The organism is Microcoleus sp. F10-B2 (assembly GCF_036704965.1).
Taxonomy (GTDB): Bacteria; Cyanobacteriota; Cyanobacteriia; order Cyanobacteriales; family Microcoleaceae; genus Microcoleus.
Genome location: NZ_JAUBTB010000119.1, coordinates 1 through 17,499, shown reverse-complemented (window position 1 = coordinate 17,499; position 17,499 = coordinate 1). Strand labels below are relative to the sequence as shown.

General features: G+C 47.8%; 16 protein-coding genes. 6 read left to right on the top strand and 10 right to left on the bottom strand.

What is annotated here, in order from left to right; genetic code table 11:
• Positions 1-461: 461 nt before the first annotated feature.
• Positions 462-1,520, top strand: a complete 1,059-nt coding sequence (gene argC, locus QUA99_RS29180) for an N-acetyl-gamma-glutamyl-phosphate reductase (RefSeq protein WP_333243741.1) — start codon at positions 462-464, stop codon at positions 1,518-1,520.
• Positions 1,521-1,745: 225 nt separating this feature from the next.
• On the opposite strand, the gene eno is transcribed toward argC, so the two are convergent.
• Positions 1,746-3,026, bottom strand: coding sequence for a phosphopyruvate hydratase (eno, locus tag QUA99_RS29175; RefSeq protein WP_445251055.1), 1,281 nt, complete (start codon positions 3,024-3,026; stop codon positions 1,746-1,748).
• 299 nt (positions 3,027-3,325) lie between these two features.
• Here eno and QUA99_RS29170 point away from each other — a divergent pair, with 299 nt between their 5' ends.
• A complete protein-coding gene (locus tag QUA99_RS29170; protein ID WP_333243744.1) occupies positions 3,326-4,237 on the top strand; it encodes a calcium-binding protein in 912 nt (303 codons plus the stop codon).
• A 90-nt stretch (positions 4,238-4,327) separates the two neighbouring features.
• On the opposite strand, the gene QUA99_RS29165 is transcribed toward QUA99_RS29170, so the two are convergent.
• The 3 genes from QUA99_RS29165 to QUA99_RS29155 form a co-directional block, all read right to left on the bottom strand.
• Complete coding sequence (locus tag QUA99_RS29165) at positions 4,328-4,975, bottom strand: nucleoside triphosphate pyrophosphatase (protein WP_333243747.1); 648 nt, start codon at positions 4,973-4,975, stop codon at positions 4,328-4,330.
• 365 nt (positions 4,976-5,340) lie between these two features.
• Positions 5,341-5,880 carry a photosystem II reaction center PsbP gene (psbP, locus tag QUA99_RS29160; RefSeq protein WP_333243749.1) on the bottom strand — a complete coding sequence of 180 codons (540 nt, stop codon included), beginning with the start codon at positions 5,878-5,880 and terminating at the stop codon, positions 5,341-5,343.
• Between the two features lie 142 nt (positions 5,881-6,022).
• Positions 6,023-6,235: a chlorophyll a/b-binding protein gene (locus QUA99_RS29155; protein WP_193973911.1), complete on the bottom strand. Its 213-nt coding sequence runs from the start codon at positions 6,233-6,235 to the stop codon at positions 6,023-6,025.
• 225 nt (positions 6,236-6,460) lie between these two features.
• Between QUA99_RS29155 and QUA99_RS29150 the strand changes: the two genes are divergently transcribed.
• Positions 6,461-7,072 carry a hypothetical protein gene (locus tag QUA99_RS29150; RefSeq protein ID WP_333243752.1) on the top strand — a complete coding sequence of 204 codons (612 nt, stop codon included), beginning with the start codon at positions 6,461-6,463 and terminating at the stop codon, positions 7,070-7,072.
• 339 nt (positions 7,073-7,411) lie between these two features.
• Here QUA99_RS29150 and larB read toward each other — a convergent pair whose 3' ends face one another.
• From larB to trmD, 6 genes are all read right to left on the bottom strand, one after another.
• Positions 7,412-8,245, bottom strand: coding sequence for a nickel pincer cofactor biosynthesis protein LarB (gene larB, locus QUA99_RS29145; protein WP_333243755.1), 834 nt, complete (start codon positions 8,243-8,245; stop codon positions 7,412-7,414).
• Positions 8,246-8,389: 144 nt separating this feature from the next.
• Positions 8,390-10,150, bottom strand: a complete 1,761-nt coding sequence (locus QUA99_RS29140) for an ABC transporter substrate-binding protein (protein WP_333243758.1) — start codon at positions 10,148-10,150, stop codon at positions 8,390-8,392.
• 82 nt (positions 10,151-10,232) lie between these two features.
• Positions 10,233-10,796 carry a PIN domain-containing protein gene (locus QUA99_RS29135; protein ID WP_333243760.1) on the bottom strand — a complete coding sequence of 188 codons (564 nt, stop codon included), beginning with the start codon at positions 10,794-10,796 and terminating at the stop codon, positions 10,233-10,235.
• Positions 10,771-11,289: a hypothetical protein gene (locus QUA99_RS29130; RefSeq protein ID WP_333243763.1), complete on the bottom strand. Its 519-nt coding sequence runs from the start codon at positions 11,287-11,289 to the stop codon at positions 10,771-10,773. Before QUA99_RS29130 ends, QUA99_RS29135 begins: the two co-directional genes overlap by 26 nt.
• Before the next feature lie 44 nt (positions 11,290-11,333).
• The gene (gene ispF, locus QUA99_RS29125; protein WP_333243779.1) at positions 11,334-11,813 is read right to left on the bottom strand and encodes a 2-C-methyl-D-erythritol 2,4-cyclodiphosphate synthase; all 480 of its coding nucleotides are present in this window, start codon (positions 11,811-11,813) and stop codon (positions 11,334-11,336) included.
• A gap of 534 nt (positions 11,814-12,347) precedes the next feature.
• Positions 12,348-13,043, bottom strand: a complete 696-nt coding sequence (trmD, locus tag QUA99_RS29120) for a tRNA (guanosine(37)-N1)-methyltransferase TrmD (RefSeq protein ID WP_333243766.1) — start codon at positions 13,041-13,043, stop codon at positions 12,348-12,350.
• Between the two features lie 108 nt (positions 13,044-13,151).
• On the opposite strand from trmD, the gene QUA99_RS29115 reads away from it, so the two are divergent.
• The 3 genes from QUA99_RS29115 (at position 13,152) to cphA (ending at position 17,328) form a co-directional block, all read left to right on the top strand.
• Positions 13,152-13,310: a hypothetical protein gene (locus tag QUA99_RS29115; RefSeq protein WP_333243768.1), complete on the top strand. Its 159-nt coding sequence runs from the start codon at positions 13,152-13,154 to the stop codon at positions 13,308-13,310.
• A gap of 65 nt (positions 13,311-13,375) precedes the next feature.
• Entirely contained in the window at positions 13,376-14,269 is an 894-nt protein-coding gene (locus tag QUA99_RS29110) for a cyanophycinase (RefSeq protein ID WP_333243771.1), read from the top strand.
• Between the two features lie 338 nt (positions 14,270-14,607).
• A complete protein-coding gene (gene cphA / locus QUA99_RS29105) occupies positions 14,608-17,328 on the top strand; it encodes a cyanophycin synthetase (protein WP_333243774.1) in 2,721 nt (906 codons plus the stop codon).
• Positions 17,329-17,499 lie beyond the last annotated feature (171 nt).

The window sequence follows — 17,499 nt, the reverse complement described above, 5'->3', positions numbered from 1 at the left end:
GGAGGTTTTATCGTTTCGGCAAAAATTTTAATATTATTAATCTTTTATTTCAATTGTTTGCTAAATATAATCTTTTCTATTTTCCTAACTTAAAAAGATTTGATGCCTTTTCACAATTCATATAGGATTGCTATAGCACGATCGCACATCCGTTTGTTAATTTTAGGGTTTTGGCGATGGGTCAGTCGATTTGAGATTTGAGATTTGAGATTTGAGATTTGAGATTTACTTGCAGCTTTGAATCTGGAAGCTGGAACTTTGGTCTAAAATTTTGGGCTCTCCAGGAAAGGAGTCGGGGCTTTGTATCGGTTTTTGGGCGGTGTCAAACACCGGAAAATTCACAAAAATGCACCTCTCAAATAAAACTACACAATTCTTTGCCACCAAAGTTGGCGTTTGGTACTACAATGCAGCAAAAGTTCAAGCGTTTTTGACTTCAACGGCTGAGGGGATAAAGGAAAATGGGAGATGTTGGACGTGTGCCTGTAGGAATTATCGGCGCTTCAGGGTACGGCGGCGTGCAACTTGTACGACTGCTGGCGGATCACCCAGTGGCCGAAGTAGTCTATTTGGGCGGGGATAGCAGTGCGGGAAAACCTTTTTCCAGCCTTTATCCGCATCTGACTAACTGCATTGACTTGACTGTCGAGGCGATCGACTTAGATAAAATAGCGGCAAAATGTGAAGTTGTGTTTCTGTCGCTGCCGAACGGTTTAGCTTGCAAAATGGCACCGACGCTGATCGCAAAAGGCTGCAAAGTCTTGGATTTGTCGGCTGACTACAGATTTGAAAATCTGGAAACTTACAAAGCTTGGTACGGCGGCGAACGATTAGACTCTGAAGTTGCTGCAACGGCTGTTTACGGTTTGCCAGAATTGTACCGCGATCGCATTAAAAACGCTCAGTTAGTAGGCTGTGCCGGCTGCTACGTCACTGCTAGTTTATTAGCGCTGGCACCTTTGCTCAAACAAGGTCTGATCGTGCCAGAAACAGCAATTATCGACGCCAAATCCGGTGCTTCTGGAGGGGGCCGCAAAGCCGAAGTTAATCTCTTGTTGGCTGAAGCAGAGGGTTCTCTGGGCGCTTACGGCGTTGGCCGCCACCGCCACACGCCAGAAATTGAACAAATTTGCAGCGACTTAGCCGGACAAGATATCAAAGTTCAATTTACTCCCCACCTAATTCCGATGGTGCGAGGAATTCTGGCAACTGTTTACTCAACTCTGCGCGATCCGGGTTTGGTTCGGGAAGATTTGATCACTATTTTTAACGCTTTTTACCGCAATTGTCCTTGGGTAAAAGTGTTGCCGGCTGGGGTTTATCCGCAAACAAAATGGGCTTGTGGCACGAATCTTTGTTATATCGGCATCGAAGTCGATCCGCGGACTGACAGAGTAATTGTGATGTCGGCGATCGACAATTTAATTAAGGGTCAAGCCGGTCAAGGCATCCAGTGTATGAATTTGATGATGGACTGGGAAGAAACTTTGGGTTTGCCTCAATTGGCTTTCTATCCTTAATTATTGGGCATGGGGCATGGGGCATGGGGCATGGGGCATGGGGCAAACAGGTAATTGGTAATTGGTAATTGGTAATTGGTGGGGGCGGGTTTACGAGATTGTTGGTTTTAGACAATTATTTCTGGTAAAACCCGCCCCTACACAATGTAAATTGCCGATTTCCGATGCCCAATTCCCGATGCCCAATTCCCGATGCCTGATGCTTTTAGGCCCGATTACCGAGTGTTATTTTGGCCCGAAACCGATCGATCCTGCATAAATTGCCCGATCGCCCAATTCGTCCTCAATCCGCAGCAAGCGGTTGTATTTGGCAACTCGTTCGCTGCGGCATAGCGAACCAGTCTTGATTTGACCGGCGCGAGTCGCTACCGCCAAATCGGCAATTGTGGTATCTTCAGTTTCGCCGGAACGGTGGCTGATGACCGATCGATAGCTGTTCCGTTTGCCGAGGTCGATCGTCTCCAAAGTCTCCGTCAAAGAACCAATTTGATTCAGCTTAATCAAAATCGAATTGCTAGCTTTCAAATCAATTCCTTTTTGCAGTCGCGTGCGGTTGGTAACAAACAAATCGTCACCCACCAACTGAACTCTACTGCCCATTTTCTGCGTCAGCGCTACCCAACTGTCCCAATCGTCTTCGTGCAAACCGTCTTCAATGGAAACGATCGGATATTGCCCCACTAAAGCATCCAAATAATCGATTAACTCTGCTGGCGAATGAGCCACACCGTCGTAAGTGTACTGCCCATCTTTGTAAAATTCGCTAGCAGCAACATCCAAAGCTAAAGCCACTTGTTCGCCCGGTTTGTAGCCGGCTTTTTCAATAGCTGCAATCAACAAATCCAAAGCTGCTTGATTGGATTTAAGATTAGGTGCAAAGCCCCCTTCATCACCCACACCAGTCAGCAAACCCTCAGCTTTTAAGACTTTACTTAGGGATTCAAATACCTCTGCACCCCAGCGTAAAGCTTCTTTAAAAGATGGCGCACCCACAGGGACAATCATAAATTCTTGAATGTCCACATTATTGTTAGCGTGAGAGCCCCCGTTGATGACATTCATCAGAGGCACGGGCAGAACGTTCGCCAAGGGGCCGCCCAAGTAGCGGTAAAGGGGGAGTCCTAAAGTCTCGGCAGCAGCCTTTGCTGTGGCTAAAGAGACCCCGAGAATCGCATTTGCACCGAGGTTGGATTTGTTGGGGGAACCGTCCAAGTCAATCATGGTTTTGTCTACCAATGCTTGGTCGATCGCATCTAGATTTGCTAAAGCGGGGGCAATTTTATGTTCGACGTTATCGACGGCTTTCAGGACTCCTTTGCCACCGTAACGGCGGTTGTCGCCGTCGCGGAGTTCGTGGGCTTCAAAAGAGCCTGTAGACGCGCCGCTGGGGACTTGGGCGAGTCCGACAACACCGTTTGCTAGGTAAACTTCAGCTTCAATGGTGGGACGGCCGCGGGAGTCGAGGATTTCTCTGGCTTTAATAAATTCGATCGCAGTGTCTTGCATATTAACGATTCCTGGCCTTACTCAAGGTGTGATGACATTTTGCAGTTTGTGGGTTTTTCCACACTGACTGCTGACGGGTAATAGAGTACGCGATCCCCAGAATTATTGGTACACAGTTCAAAATATTTGCGGATTTGGGCCGTCTGGTGTCAATAAGCGAGGCTTGTTGCATAACTACCGGGGGCAATTTTGACAGTAATTTAATTTTTATTCACCGCAACTTCACGCAGATTTTCTAATTGAAACCTTTGTTAAAATCAGAATGTCAACAAAGTCAATCAAAACAGGAGAAAGCTACGATGTCAGAAACAACTCTCGGAGAAATTAGAGCGTTAGCTGAAAACTCCGACCTAATTATTGCCGATCCCCCCAACATTAGATTGCTAACGGGGCCATTAAATCCTGGTAGCGATCCCAACTTTTTTGACCTCACTGCGAACGACGATATAGTTCAACTCGCAAATGGAATCCTCCGCAACATTCCCGGAGGTTTGCGGGCCTTAGCAGGCAACGATTTTGTCAGAGGTTCAGGTGCTGCGGAACTGATAAACGGCAACAGCGGCACAGATACTTTAATCGGAGGTTGCGGCAGCGATACTATTCGCGGCGGTCAAGATTTTGACATACTTTACGGAGAATGCGGCAACGATTTCGTCAGCGGAGATCAAGGCAATGACTACGCTTACGGAGGCACGGGCAATGATTTTATTCGCGGCGGTAAAGGGAATGATGCTTTAGTAGGAGAAAGTGGAAACGATACTCTAATCGGTGATGCTGGAATTGATAGACTTTGGGGAAAAGAAGGCGCTGATTTGTTTGTCCTCCGCACAGAAGTGGGAGCCACTTCGGGGGAAATTGGTTCGCTTCAGCCGCCTCCTAGCGGCAATTTTGATGTAGATGAAGTGCCTGCAGATTTTATTCTCGATTACAATCCCGCTCAAGGTGATGTAATTGGATTGGCGGGTGGATTGACGCGAGATGATATTGTTTTGAGCGAAAGGTTTTTAACAATTGGTGATGCCAGAGATTATGACAGCAGCGGGCCTTTTCCTCCGGGAATTCCTCGAACGGCTGATTTTAGAATTTTAAATACTAAGGCGACGGTGATTCGGGAAGCTAGCACCGGCAATATCTTGGGTTTGGTGAAAGATGTTTCGCCGGATCTACTTCAGTTTACCTCTGTGTCTGAAAGCTCGATCGCCCTTGGATAATCCTCTGAGGTTTATAGTAAGAACTAAAGTCCTCTATCAGGACTTTAGTCCTTACTACAAAAAATTTTATTCGTTTCCAAGTTCTGCATTTCAAGACCAAAAATCCGCCACATCATATCCCATTTCGCTGAGCATTTGCCGCAGCAGAGGTAAACTCAAACCGATCACATTCGTGTGACATCCTTCGATTTTTTCCACAAAAAAGCCGCCTTTACCTTCGAGTGCAAAACAGCCCGCACATTGCAGCGGTTCCCCAGTAGCGACGTAAGCCGCAATTTGGCGCGAGGTAACTTCTGCAAAATGAACTTTTGTAACTTGACAGCGAATGAGCGATCGCGACCTTGCCTCATCAAAGTCATCAAATCTAGTATCAATTAAAGCATGACCCGTATATAATTCGCCAACCTTACCGCGCATTTTCTGCCAGCGCGAGATTGCTTCTTCGGCATCCTTCGGTTTGCCGTGAATTTCGCCATCTACGAGCAAAATTGAATCGCATCCCAACACCAAACAAGATTTGGGATTGCGGATTTGCGGGTGAGAATTAGCCAGTAAAAACTTAGCTACAGCCTCAGCTTTTCCCTCTGCTAAAACCTGCACTAATTTAGTGGCATCCCTCATTTGTATTTGCGCTTCGTCAAAGTCGCTGGGGCAAATTACAGCTTGAATGCCAGCATTTTCTAGCAGGCTGCGGCGCGCCGGGGAAGCTGAGGCTAATACAAAAGTTGGAATTTTCATAAGTTATAAATCCTCGGGCATTGGGCATCGGGGATCGGGCATTGGGCATTGGGCATTGGTGATAGATTATTAGTTATTGTTTATTGGTTATTGGTTACTATCACTAATAACTAATAACTAAAAACCAAGAAACAACAAATAATATCAAATCCGGTAGCATCGGAATTATGTAGTGCGAGCGTCCCCGCTCGCGACCCAAATCGCGAGCGGGGACGCTCGCACTGATATCATCTAAATATATTATTCCAACGCCACCGGAAACGACATAACACGAAATATTGGATAATTGACATGGAAGAGATAACTAACGCCCGATGCCCGATGCCCAATTCCCAATGCCCCATTCCCCATGCCCCATTTTTAACCTAATAAACAGAGAAAGATTTAACTACTTTCTCAAAAGCTTCTTTTACCTTGGGCCAGCGTTCTTCGGTAGTGGAAACGTTAAGCGTAAAAAGTTTGCCGCGGCTGACGGCTACACTCGCTAAGTTGTGCCGTTCTTGGTTTGGCAACTTAACGGCGTATTCTAAAATGTAATAGTTTTTCGATCGCGATTCGCGAGCTTCTGCATTAACTAATTCAGCTTCCCGGCCCGAATCACTCGGGGCGATCGCACTTTTGCTGAGCTTGTATCCCACATCCGTCGGCGATCCCAAATCTGCCAGAGTTTTGCCCTCTGGGACTGGACTGATTACCACGCTGACGTTCTCGGTTTGCTGAATCAAATCGCGGAACACCACATCAGGCCCGTTAGAAACCGCGATCGGCAGCCAGCCGTTAGGATAGAGAAATTGATAGCCGTCGCCAGTATCAACGTAGCTTTTGAGTCCGGTGACTTTAGACACACAACCGGTCAAGGTAAGGCTTAGAACAACCAGAAGTATTGCCGCAATTCGTTTGAGCATTATTTTTACGGGTAGGGTAACACTAAAATATTTAATTTTAATTGTCTCACCAAACCTCGCGCCTAAAAATAGTTCAGCTATGCTCGCAGTTTGTGTACCGCCCGCGAGGCATAGCCGTAGAGTCTAATTTTTAACAAAATCATTACAGGTGAGTCAGCCAGCTAATCAGTCCGTGCTTGGTAGAAACTTCTAAAGCCAACAGAGAAACAAAACCAATCATGGCAAGGCGGCCGTTTAAGCGTTCTGCGTAGGGGGTGAAGCCGGTGCGGGGTTCGTCATCGATGTATACTGTCGGCTCGATCGCAAAATTGTTCATTTTGCCTTGGTCGTCCAGCATTAAGCCTCTGTTAGTCATGTTTTTTTTCCTAAATTATTTTTACTGTACTGTAAATTAATGTAACAGACTTGTGAAGATATGTAAAGGATTGTGAGAAATTTTTTTGAAAGACCCCGATCGGACTGTGGACTGTAGACTCTGGGCCCCGGAGGGGGGAGGATAGAGTGGAGAGGCACAAAAGTCGATGGTGTGTGGCAAATCCAGTCTGGGTTTGACAAAAATTGTGGAACGGAGGAAAAATTTATGCGGGCCAGTCTGGAAATGCGGTGGTTTTATAGCGGTGCGCTGCCAAAATCGATCGGTCAATGGTTTGGAAGCGACAGTCTCGGCGGGTATCTTTCGCCTCCAGAAGAGCGGGAAGACATATATTTGCTAGTACCTAACTGCGACTACTTGGGAGTGAAGCTGCGCGGGAAAACCTTGGAGGTAAAGTGGCGTCAGGGAGAGTTGGGGGCGATGCAGTTTGGCAACCGCTGGGAAGGTAAGGCCGAGAAGTGGCTCAAATGGGTTTGTGCCGACACCATCGGACCGATACCGGCGGATATTTTGGCGACAGGAAAGTGGGTGGGAGTCAAGAAAAAGCGAGCGCAGCGTCTTTATCAAGTTTCGACCCCTGGTGTCCTGATGTCTGTCCCTGTGGAAGCCCCAATTCCCCAAGGTTGCACCGTAGAACTTACTCAGTTGAACATTAACGGCAGCGCGTGGTGGACTTTGGGATTTGAAGCGTTTGGCAGCGAAAGTTGTTTGACAGAAAGCCTGCAAACAGTAGCTAGTTGGACTAGCAAGAGTTATCAGGCGCAAAAGTTGAAAGCTGAGGATTCTTCTGCTTATCCGATTTGGCTGGGCAGCAAGTAGTATCAAACCCGGCTTTAATAATACCTCCTGTATTTTTTAGTCGCCCTCTGCTGGGACGACAGGCAAGTTTAGACGCGGTTTCAACCTCCGAGTCTGGCAGTCCTGGACGCAACTGGCACATATAGTAAGGTGCTCTACTACCGGAAATCTTCAATAAAGTTTCTATAACTGAGTCTGATGGACCTGAGATGTTGCACCATTTTCAATTAGGTTTTTTAGGGGCAGGCTCTCCTGCCCACCTCACAAGAAAACTCACTCTTTGTGGAACAGGCATCTTGCCTGTTCTTGAGAATGGTACAAGATGCACCCTAAAAATCGATCGTCCTGTGACAGTTGGCCTTAGTCCGATCTGAGCGAGGGGGTTTCTAACTCTTCCCCCCCTTTCCCCTTCTCCCCCTCTCCTCTTTTTCCCACTCTGCCAGCACTTCTGAGAATTTGACCAGCCAAAATCGCCGCCCCAAACCCGTTATCAATATTCACCACGCCCACACCAGCGGCACAAGAATTGAGCATAGTTAAAAGAGGAGCAATCCCGCCAAAACTCGCGCCGTAACCTACACTCGTCGGCACAGCAATCACCGGACAATCTGCCAAACCCGCAACCACACTCGCCAAAGCACCTTCCATACCCGCCACTGCAATCAACACATCAGCACCGGCAATGACGTGCCGGTTGCTCAGCAAGCGGTGAATGCCGGCAACTCCGACATCCCACAAACGCCGCACCTGAAAACCGCAAAGTTCCGCAGTAACTGCCGCTTCTTCCGCTACAGGTAAATCCGCCGTTCCCGCACTGATAATAGTCACAGTACCCGGATGCTGCGGAGTTGGGAAATTAGCAGAAATTGCACAAATTCGAGCCTTTTGGTAGTAGCATAAATCGGGTATTTTTTGCTGCAATTGCTCGAAAACTTCCGGTTCGATTCGCGTCGCCATCACCGCAGAATTTCGCCCGCGCATCGCCTCGATAATTTCAACAATTTGGTCGGGAGTTTTCCCCGGGCCCCAAATTACTTCAGGAAAACCCGTTCTGAGAGTGCGGTGGTGGTCAATTTTGGCAAAATCGCCGACTTGTTCAAAGTCAAAATGCTTTAATTTATCCAAAGCTGCGATCGGGCTAATATCGCCTGCCGCCACAGATTCGAGTAACTTCTGTAAAATTTCAGGTTCCATTAATTAATGACTGATGAATTTGACTGCTGACTGCTATAGATTGCTCTGGGCGGGTTTATTTATCCCATCGGTCGATCGCACATACCTTGGTAAAACCCGCCCCTACAGACTAATAAATGCTGAGTGCTGAGTGCTGACTAATAACTATTCTGTTATTTTCAACTCGTACAAATTCCAGAAAGCACCGCCGAGGGCACTGTAGCGAATTCCCGAAACGCGATCGCGCACCGCCTCAAAAGTCAGCGGATTCACCATATAAACAAAAGGCACTTGTTCCGCTATAATCCGCTGCGTTTCAGCGTAAATTTCCTTGCGCTTCGCCTCATCAAGCTCCTGGGAAGCTTTCACGTAAAGGTCATCGATTTTCTGCTCCCAGTCGTACACTTCCCAACCTTTAATCGGCGGTTCTCCGGCTTGCGGCCCCTGGTTAAAACTGTGCAAAGTCCCATTGACCGACCAAATATTGTAGCCGCTGTGCGGTTCGGTACCTCCCGTAAAACCGCCGAGGTAAGTATCCCAATTCCTCGTCAACCGCAGCTTTTCCACATAGGTGTTAAAACTCAGGAACTGCGTATCAATTTGCATCCCCAGTTTGCCCAAGTCTTGCTTAATTTGCGTTGCCATTTGTTCCCGAACTTTTTTACCCGCAGCCATCAACAAAGTAAATCGGACTTTGTTGCCCTCAGCATCCAATAATTGACCCCCACTATTATATTTGAAACCTGCACTTAACAGCAACTCTTTGGCTTTTTGCCGATCGTAACTGTAAGTTTTCAATCCCTGTTCTGGGGAAAGGTAGAACGGACTTTGCGGCGGAATTGGGGAATGCAAGGGCGCGCCAAGTCCGCGATAGATATTGTTAGTCATGGCGGATCGGTTGATGCCGTAGGCGATCGCCTGCCGAAATTCCTTACTCGCGAACCACCGAGATTTAACCGGGTCTACAAACGGCTGATTTTGAGCATTGCGCCCCTTATTCAGATTGAAACACATAAAGACGCTGCCAGTATCCGGGCCACCGTTAAAGACCGTATATTTGCCGCGTTTTTCCTCCCGTTTCAGCAGGGGAAACACTTCCGGTTCCACATTCAGAGTATCCAAATCGCCCGATCGAAAATTCAGCAGTTGATTGTCAGTATTTTCGATAATTTGCCAAACAATTTGCTGGATGTAAGGCTGGACATTTCCCTCAGCATCTTTGCGCCAAAAATACGGATTTCGTTCCAAAACCACGCGCTGATTTGGAGTATAGCTCAGCATTCGGTACTGACCGTTGCCGACAATTTTTTTAGGGTCAGTATCCGTGCCCCAAGTAGCCAGGAATTTAGGCTTGCCGTCTGCATCTGTATTGTCGATAGATTCCTGTAAAATATGAGCTGGTAAAATCGGTATTCCCCCAGCATATCTAATAAATGGAGCAAAAGGTTCTGCAACGGAAAATTCAACGCGCTGACTGTCAATTTTTTTAACTTTTGGGTATTCGCGACTCGTGCCAACCCTCAGAGTATCTTTCAAACTGCTAGGAATTTGCTCGTTGAAATAAATCTTTTCATAGCTGAATATAATGTCATCCGCAGTCAGGGGTTCGCCGTCCGACCATTTCAAATCCTCTCGCAGGGTGAAGACAATCTTTTTGCCATCTTTAGAAACTTCCCAGGACTCAGCTAAACCGGGTTCTAACTCCGATGTCAAGCCATTTTCGTTAATCAATCCCTCGTACATATAGCCAAAAACGCTGTATGCAGACTGATTTAGGGGGTAGTTAAAGGTGGCCGGGCCGCTGGGGGTGGGAACGATGAGTCTGTTTACTAAGTTCGATCGGGCCGGAGTGCACGCAGACAGAGTTATAGTGGCAATTGCCGCCAGTAAAATCGCGAGCCAGCGCAGTTTTGAATGTAGCATCATAGAAATTTTCATAATTTTTTAGTTTACCACCTGCGTGCAACTATGACTGAGATTGTAACCAACCGAGAAAGTCTTCAGTACGCTAAAAATACTTGGTTATCCCTACTTCCCGCAAAGCATCTCGAACTTTGGGCAGACCAAATTCTTTTGTATTATTACTCAAAAATACATTGACTTCATTAGGATGTAAGTGTGCGTGATTCAAGATGCAGTGCAGAATCAAATTGTCTGTCGGGTCTTCTTCAATAAAAATTGAATTCAAGCTTGCTTGAAGTATGCCTGCTGTTAAGGGAATCATTTCTATCTTTGTGGCTAACAAATCAAGATCTGCAAAAAGACGTGCATTAATATCATTTATCAGAGCCTCATTTTCATTGAGTGATTGCTCTAAGTGGAAGACAAGAGACTGGGCAGAGGGTGAAGTTTTATCTCGCTTTAGCTGACTAATTTGTTTTTCTATTTCACCTAAAAAACGGTTGCGTCGCTTGATTTCGTCTTCTAAAGCCGAAAGTGATTCCATGCAGCAAATACTTGGTATGGCTATGCTGACTGATGTCGGTACACTCACCAACAAGTTGTTAGCGTCAGGGTCGCGTCCCGTAGCAATGCTCATCAGAAAGTTAGTCTCGATATATAAAATTGCCACCAATTTCTACCCCAGATTTAGTCGTCCCACCTGCTAGCAGTGGGAGCAAGCCGATTTTTGCTATCTGTTCTGATGCGGTTGGAATCTCAGACTTCCAATTATAAGCTAAGTCGCGCAGCCATGATTCAACCAGTCTAGTTAGGTATCGCTTGAATATCCGTTTCTTGCCAAATTCAGGCTCATAATGGCGAAGGATCTCAGCAGTGTTTAGAGAGCAAACAGGTTCAGATAAATTTACTCCGTCCCATTTGAAAATCAGAATTTGTTCGGTGTCAACAAACATCGCATAGGGAATGATGGTGCGTTGCTCGGACATTTTCGCTAACGCAGCTTTCATCCAAGATATCATGTAATCAGCAATCCTCTGCTTTGCTGCTGTTTCTTGAGCTTGAATAATTTTGACCTCGATTAGCATGACTACCCGATCGTCCTTATCGAGAGCAATGATGTCAACGTCGATCGGTGTTGTGATTTCCAAGTTTTCGGCGAGCATACATTTGACTCCTAAATGGGTTAAAAATCCTTAGAATCTGACCACTATTTTAGCACTAACAAAACTACAGCATAGGCTGCAATTCCTTCTTCTCTCCCCACGGGCCCTAACTTTTCGTTGGTAGTAGCTTTGATGCCGATTTGGTCAGGTTTTAATTGTAGGACAGTAGAAAGCCGATCGCGCATTTGCTCAATATGCGGTTTCAGCTTTGGACGTTCTGCTACCACCACCGAATCAATATTGCCGATTTCCCAGCCTTTATCTAATATTAACTGATTGACTTGTGCTAGCAAGACGAGACTATCAGCACCTTTCCATTTCGGGTCAGTTGGAGGGAAATAAAGACCGATATCTCCTAAGCTCAGACCTCCGAGCATGGCATCCATGATAGCGTGGGTAAGTACGTCGGCGTCGCTGTGGCCGAGTAAGCCTAATTCGTGGGGAATGTGCACGCCACCGAGGATGAGGGGGCGTTCGGGAACTAAGCAGTGAATGTCGTAGCCATTGCCGATGCGGATGTTCATGTAAAAATGAGGTTTGGAAAGTATAGTATAAGACAATTATTTCATATTTTCAGGGAGATAATTGAATTTATTTTTTAATGCCGCTCCGAGTGTTAAAGATTTTTTTTTGCTGACTTCCTCAGCCGTTATGGCAATCCTAAAGTTACTGGAGGGAGGAGAGAAAGGTTAATGCTGGAAACGCTAGAAAATTATCGGCGACTTCTCGATCGCTCTTTTGAACTCAAAGACTTACAAACGCGAATCCAAAATTTATTAAAATCTTAAATATACGGGACTTACACATCAAGACCAAAGAAACCGGGTTTTTTACCTTGGGTGTGGACTGCAACGAAGTATTACCCCAAAAAAACCGGTTTCTAACCAGGAATTTCAAAGGTGGTACCCGCCACGCGATCGATCGGTGGGATCGATCCCAAATCGAAAATCGAAAATCCTTGCGTCCCCCGCATTTATCTCGCGCAAGTCAATCGAAAATCGAAAATCGAAAATCGAAAATCGAAAATCGATTGACCGCCCGTGCGATCGCCCTTTCTCCTATTCTGCCTTCTCCTGCAACCAAACCTCGTACAAATCCGATCGGCGCGATCGAGTTCTTTCAATTTGCTGTTCCCTGCGCCAGCGAGCAATTTCTGCGTGATTGCCAGACAGCAACACGTCGGGCACCTTCAATCCTCGAAAATCCGCCGGTCGAGTGTACTGCGGATAATCCAAAAGTCCGTCCTCAAAACTCTCAAACTTTAGGGAATCTTCCTTCGCCACAGTTCCCCGCAGCAATCGCAAAACCCCATTAATCAAAGCTAAAGCTGGAATTTCGCCCCCCGTGAGCACAAAATCCCCCAAAGATACCTCGCGAGTGACCAAATGCAGCACTCGATCGTCCACACCCTCATAATGACCGCAAATCAACACCAACTGATCGCGATCCGCCGCCAACTCCCGAAACATCGCCTGCTGCATCGGTTCCCCCTGGGGAGTCAGCAAAATCACCTCCCGCCTCGGCAAAACTGGCAGCGACTCCACCGCAGCAAAAATCGGTTCCGGCTTCATCAGCATCCCCACTCCGCCACCGTAAGGCTCATCATCGACTCGCTGGTGCTTGTCTGTGGTAAAATTGCGGGGATTGACAAAATTCACCTCGGCAATATTTTTAGCTAAGGCTTTGCCCATCAGTCCCGACTCTAGGGGAGCCCGGAAAAATTCTGGAAATAGGGTAACTACGTCAAATCGCACAATTATTGGAATTTCATTGATACATCACCTCTAGTTTGACCCTTAGGGGGAGTTCAGTTTTCAGTAATTGCTTTATTCTTTATAATTTCTTATAATTTCTGAGAATTTTTGCAAGTTAAATTCTCTTCCTTTGTCGGCGGGCCAGTTTTGTACAACAATCATCAGTTTTTCATGACAGCGACTGCAAGCAAACTCGCCGCCAAACAACTGCGGGATCGCGCGTTCGGCGATCGCACCTCGCTCGCACCAACAAATATTTATTCTTAAAAAGCCCTATTCTACGCACAGCCACGGCAAAATTGAATTTCACATCCAACAGAGGAAGACAAACCATGCAGCAGTTGACATCTCAAGCCCTTGAACACAACATTCCCCAGCGCACAAAAACCTCGATTATGGTCATCGGGGGAGCCGAAGACAAAGTTCACGGGCGAGAGATTTTGAACACCTTTTTTTGCCGTGCTGGGGGTGCAAACGCTCGGCTGGCGATCGTTCCCTGCGCTTCGCGAGATCCCGAAGGAATTAGCAACCGCTACCGCACCATATTTGAAGAAATGGGCGTTAGCGCCGTCAAAGTAGTGGACATCCGCGAACGCGAACAAGCCGAAAACCCTGTCTGGAAAGATTACTTAGAAGATTGTACGGGCGTATTCATCACAGGTGGCGACCAACTGAGGCTCTGCGGGCTGCTGGCGGACACCCCGCTGATGGAGAAAATTCGCAAAGAAGCTCTCGAAGGCAAGATTACCCTCGCCGGCACCAGCGCGGGTGCTGCGGTGATGGGATATCACATGATTGCAGGCGGCGGGAGCGGGGCCCCGCCGAACCGCTCTTTAGTAGACATGGCAAACGGACTTAACATTATTCCCGAGCTGATCGTAGACCAGCATTTTCACAATCGCAACCGCATGGCTCGCTTGCTGTCGGCTGTGGCTTGCCATCCCGATCGCATCGCTATTGGTATTGACGAAGACACCTGCGCCTTGTTTGAGGGAGACGATACTATGAAAATTCTCGGTAAAGGCACTGTGACTATTGTTGATTCTAGGGAAAATTTTTATACCAATGAGTCGGTAGTAGGAGCGACAGAACCCTTAAGTCTGTTCAATATGCGCTTGCACGTTCTGTGTCACGGAGATTGTTACAATATGCCCCTAGGCAAACCAATGCCATCGGCAGCCTGTTCCGAGTCTGGCTGGCCCCCAGAATGCCGCACAGCCAACTAACGCAGAATTTCAGAGTTATTGATAAAGCAGAAATTATGCGACATTGCCACCGAATAATGGATACAACAAAAAAATAGATTCCGAAGCAGCCACGGGCTGACGCCAGAAGGCAGAATCACAGAAAATTCTACCTTCGGGCTTTGAGTTTTGTCATGCCATTGACCTGTACTTGTTTTTCACCGAATCGCTGGGGCATGAATTTTCAATTGGGTAGCCCATAACTGGAAATTCACTCCCAAACTGTTCGCAGCGAACAGTCGATCGAGCAATCTAGATCGAAATTGAATAAATGCTCCAATTATCTATAAGATTTCCCGCCCCATACCCCTCTAACTACCATGAAAATACTTAAAATCCAGACCTTACGCGGCCCCAACTACTGGAGCATCCGACGCCACAAACTCGTCGTGATGCGTTTGGATTTAGAGGAGTGGGCGGATAAAACCACATCGGAAATTCCTGGCTTCTACGAAGGGTTGATCGCCGCGCTCCCGAGTTTGAACGAGCATCACTGTTCTCCAGGGCATCAGGGAGGCTTCCTGCAACGTGTCAGAGAAGGGACGATGATGGGACACGTAATCGAACACGTAGCCCTAGAACTTCAGGAAATGGCAGGAATGCCCGTCGGCTTCGGCCGCACCCGCGAGACTGCTACCCCAGGCATTTACCAAGTAGTAATTGAGTATCAAAACGAACAAGCAGGTCGCTATGCCGCCCGGGCGGGCGTGCGGATGTGCCAGAGCATTGCCGAGACTGGCACTTATCCAGCAGCAGAATTAGTCCAAGATTTGAGAGACCTGAGAGAGTTTGCGGCGTCGGCGGCCCTGGGGCCGAGTACGGAAACACTGATCAAGGAAGCAGAAGCTCGCGGGATTCCTTGGATACCGTTGAGCGCCCGGTTTATGATTCAACTCGGCTACGGGGTTCACCAAAAGCGGATTCAGGCAACTCTGAGCAACCGCACGGGAGTTTTGGGGGTAGAACTAGCCTGCGATAAGGAAGGTACCAAAAATATCCTCCGCAGCGCCGGCGTGCCGGTTCCCAGAGGAACGGTGATTCATTATTTGGACGAACTGCAAGGGGCGATCGAAGATGTCGGCGGTTATCCGATCGTCCTCAAACCCCTAGACGGCAACCACGGCCGCGGCATTACGATCGACATCAATTCCTGGGAAGCAGCAGAAGAAGCTTACGACTTAGCCAGCGGGGCATCAAAAACAAAAAGCGTGATAGTCGAGCGCTATTACGTCGGCCGCGACCACAGAGTATTGGTAGTCAACGGACAAGTCATAGCAGTCGCAGAACGAGTCCCCGCTAACGTCGTAGGCAACGGCAGGTCTACAGTAGAACAGCTTATTGAAGAAGTAAACCGCGACCCGCAGCGAGGAGACGGACACGACAACGTGCTCACCCGGATCACGATCGACAAATTGTCCCTGGATTTGCTGGAAAAACAAGGATACGCGATGGACTCCGTAGTGCCCGCCGGGGAAAGAGTATTTTTGCGCGCGACAGCAAACTTGAGTACCGGTGGAATTGCAGTCGATCGCACCGACGAAATCCACCCAGAAAACGTCTGGCTGTTTTCCAGAGTCGCCAAAATTATCGGTTTGGACATCGCCGGCATTGACGTAGTAACTCCCGACATCTCCCAACCCCTGCGCGATGTCAACGGCGTCATCGTCGAAGTCAACGCAGCACCGGGTTTCAGAATGCACGTCGCCCCGAGTCAGGGTTTACCCCGCAACGTCGCCGGCGCGGTCTTCGATATGCTGTTCCCTTCGCCTCAACCCAGCCGGGTGCCGATTTTAGCGGTAACGGGAACCAACGGCAAAACGACAACCACTCGCCTGCTTGCCCACATTGTCAAGCAGACCGGTCAGATTACCGGATACACGACTACCGACGGCACTTACATCGGCGATTATTTGGTAGAAAGCGGAGACAATACCGGGCCGCAGAGTGCTCAGTTGATTTTGTCTGACCCAACGGTGGAAGTGGCGGTGCTGGAAACGGCTAGAGGCGGAATTTTGCGATCGGGCCTCGGCTTCGATCAGTGCGATGTCGGCGTCGTGTTGAACGTCGCGGCCGATCACTTGGGAATTGGCGACATCGACACCGTGGAACAACTGGCGAAACTCAAGAGCGTTCTCGTCGAGTCGGTAATGCCCAAAGGCTATGCAGTTTTGAATGCCGATGACCCGCTGGTAGCACAAATGGCGCAGCGTGTCAAGGCTCAAATTGCCTATTTTTCCATGAACCCGGACAACGAACTGGTTGCCAAACATACCGCTGCGGGCGGGCTGGCAGCGATTTACGAAAATGGGTATTTGTCGATATTGAAAGGCGATTGGACGCTGAGAATTGAGCAGGCTGTGAACGTGCCGCTGACGATGGGCGGGCGCGCGCCGTTTATGATTGCCAATGCTTTAGCAGCTTGTTTGGCGGCTTTTGCCCAAGGATTGAAAATAGAAGATATTCGCGCTGCTTTGTCAAGCTTCCAAGCATCCGTCGGTCAAACTCCCGGACGGATGAATTTGTTTAAATTGGGCAACTATCACGCTTTGCTCGACTACGCCCACAACCCCCACAGCTACAAAGCTTTGGGCAGTTTCGTGCTGAATTGGCCGGGACGGCGGATCGGGGTAGTAGGTGCCCCCGGAGACCGGCGAGATGAAGATTTTGTCACGCTGGGCAAACTTTCGGCCGAGATGTTCGATCGTATCATTGTCAAAGAAGATCTTGACAGGCGCGGGCGAGAACCCGGTGTTGTGGCCAAGTTAATTTGCCAGGGAATTGCAGAGGCGATTTCTGCAGGAACCGCAAAGAAATCTCAAGTTGAATACGAGTTGATTCTCGACGAAACAACGGCCGTTAACAAGGCTTTAGATGAGGCGCCGGCCGGCAGTTTGGTAGTGATTTTACCTGAAAGTGTCAACAAAGCTTTGAGTTTAATTGAAGCCCGGAAACCGATTAAGGAATCTGTGGAAGTTCAAAATGGTTTAGATCGATCGAAGTCACAGGAAAGTTTAAAACCGACTGTGGTGAATCAAGGCTAAACTCTGAATTTTGATTTCATTACATTATTAATAGGTTGGGTTAACGAAAGGAAACCCAACCTTTTTGCTTTAGATAACCGCCGTATTATCTTTCAACCCACATTCCGCAGATATTCAAGCAGATTTCATTTCAAAGAAATTCAGAATTGCCAAAACCTCAAATGATTGCAT

Bases quoted from the DNA above. Each gene is read 5' to 3' on its own strand.
- argC (WP_333243741.1), top strand. From the start codon at position 462: ATGGGAGATGTTGGACGTGTGCCTGTAGGAATTATCGGCGCTTCAGGG.
- eno (WP_445251055.1), bottom strand. From the start codon at position 3,026: ATGCAAGACACTGCGATCGAATTTATTAAAGCCAGAGAAATCCTCGAC.
- QUA99_RS29170 (WP_333243744.1), top strand. From the start codon at position 3,326: ATGTCAGAAACAACTCTCGGAGAAATTAGAGCGTTAGCTGAAAACTCC.
- QUA99_RS29165 (WP_333243747.1), bottom strand. From the start codon at position 4,975: ATGAAAATTCCAACTTTTGTATTAGCCTCAGCTTCCCCGGCGCGCCGC.
- psbP (WP_333243749.1), bottom strand. From the start codon at position 5,880: ATGCTCAAACGAATTGCGGCAATACTTCTGGTTGTTCTAAGCCTTACC.
- QUA99_RS29155 (WP_193973911.1), bottom strand. From the start codon at position 6,235: ATGACTAACAGAGGCTTAATGCTGGACGACCAAGGCAAAATGAACAAT.
- QUA99_RS29150 (WP_333243752.1), top strand. From the start codon at position 6,461: ATGCGGGCCAGTCTGGAAATGCGGTGGTTTTATAGCGGTGCGCTGCCA.
- larB (WP_333243755.1), bottom strand. From the start codon at position 8,245: ATGGAACCTGAAATTTTACAGAAGTTACTCGAATCTGTGGCGGCAGGC.
- QUA99_RS29140 (WP_333243758.1), bottom strand. From the start codon at position 10,150: ATGATGCTACATTCAAAACTGCGCTGGCTCGCGATTTTACTGGCGGCA.
- QUA99_RS29130 (WP_333243763.1), bottom strand. From the start codon at position 11,289: ATGCTCGCCGAAAACTTGGAAATCACAACACCGATCGACGTTGACATC.
- ispF (WP_333243779.1), bottom strand. From the start codon at position 11,813: ATGAACATCCGCATCGGCAATGGCTACGACATTCACTGCTTAGTTCCC.
- QUA99_RS29110 (WP_333243771.1), top strand. From the start codon at position 13,376: ATGCAGCAGTTGACATCTCAAGCCCTTGAACACAACATTCCCCAGCGC.
- cphA (WP_333243774.1), top strand. From the start codon at position 14,608: ATGAAAATACTTAAAATCCAGACCTTACGCGGCCCCAACTACTGGAGC.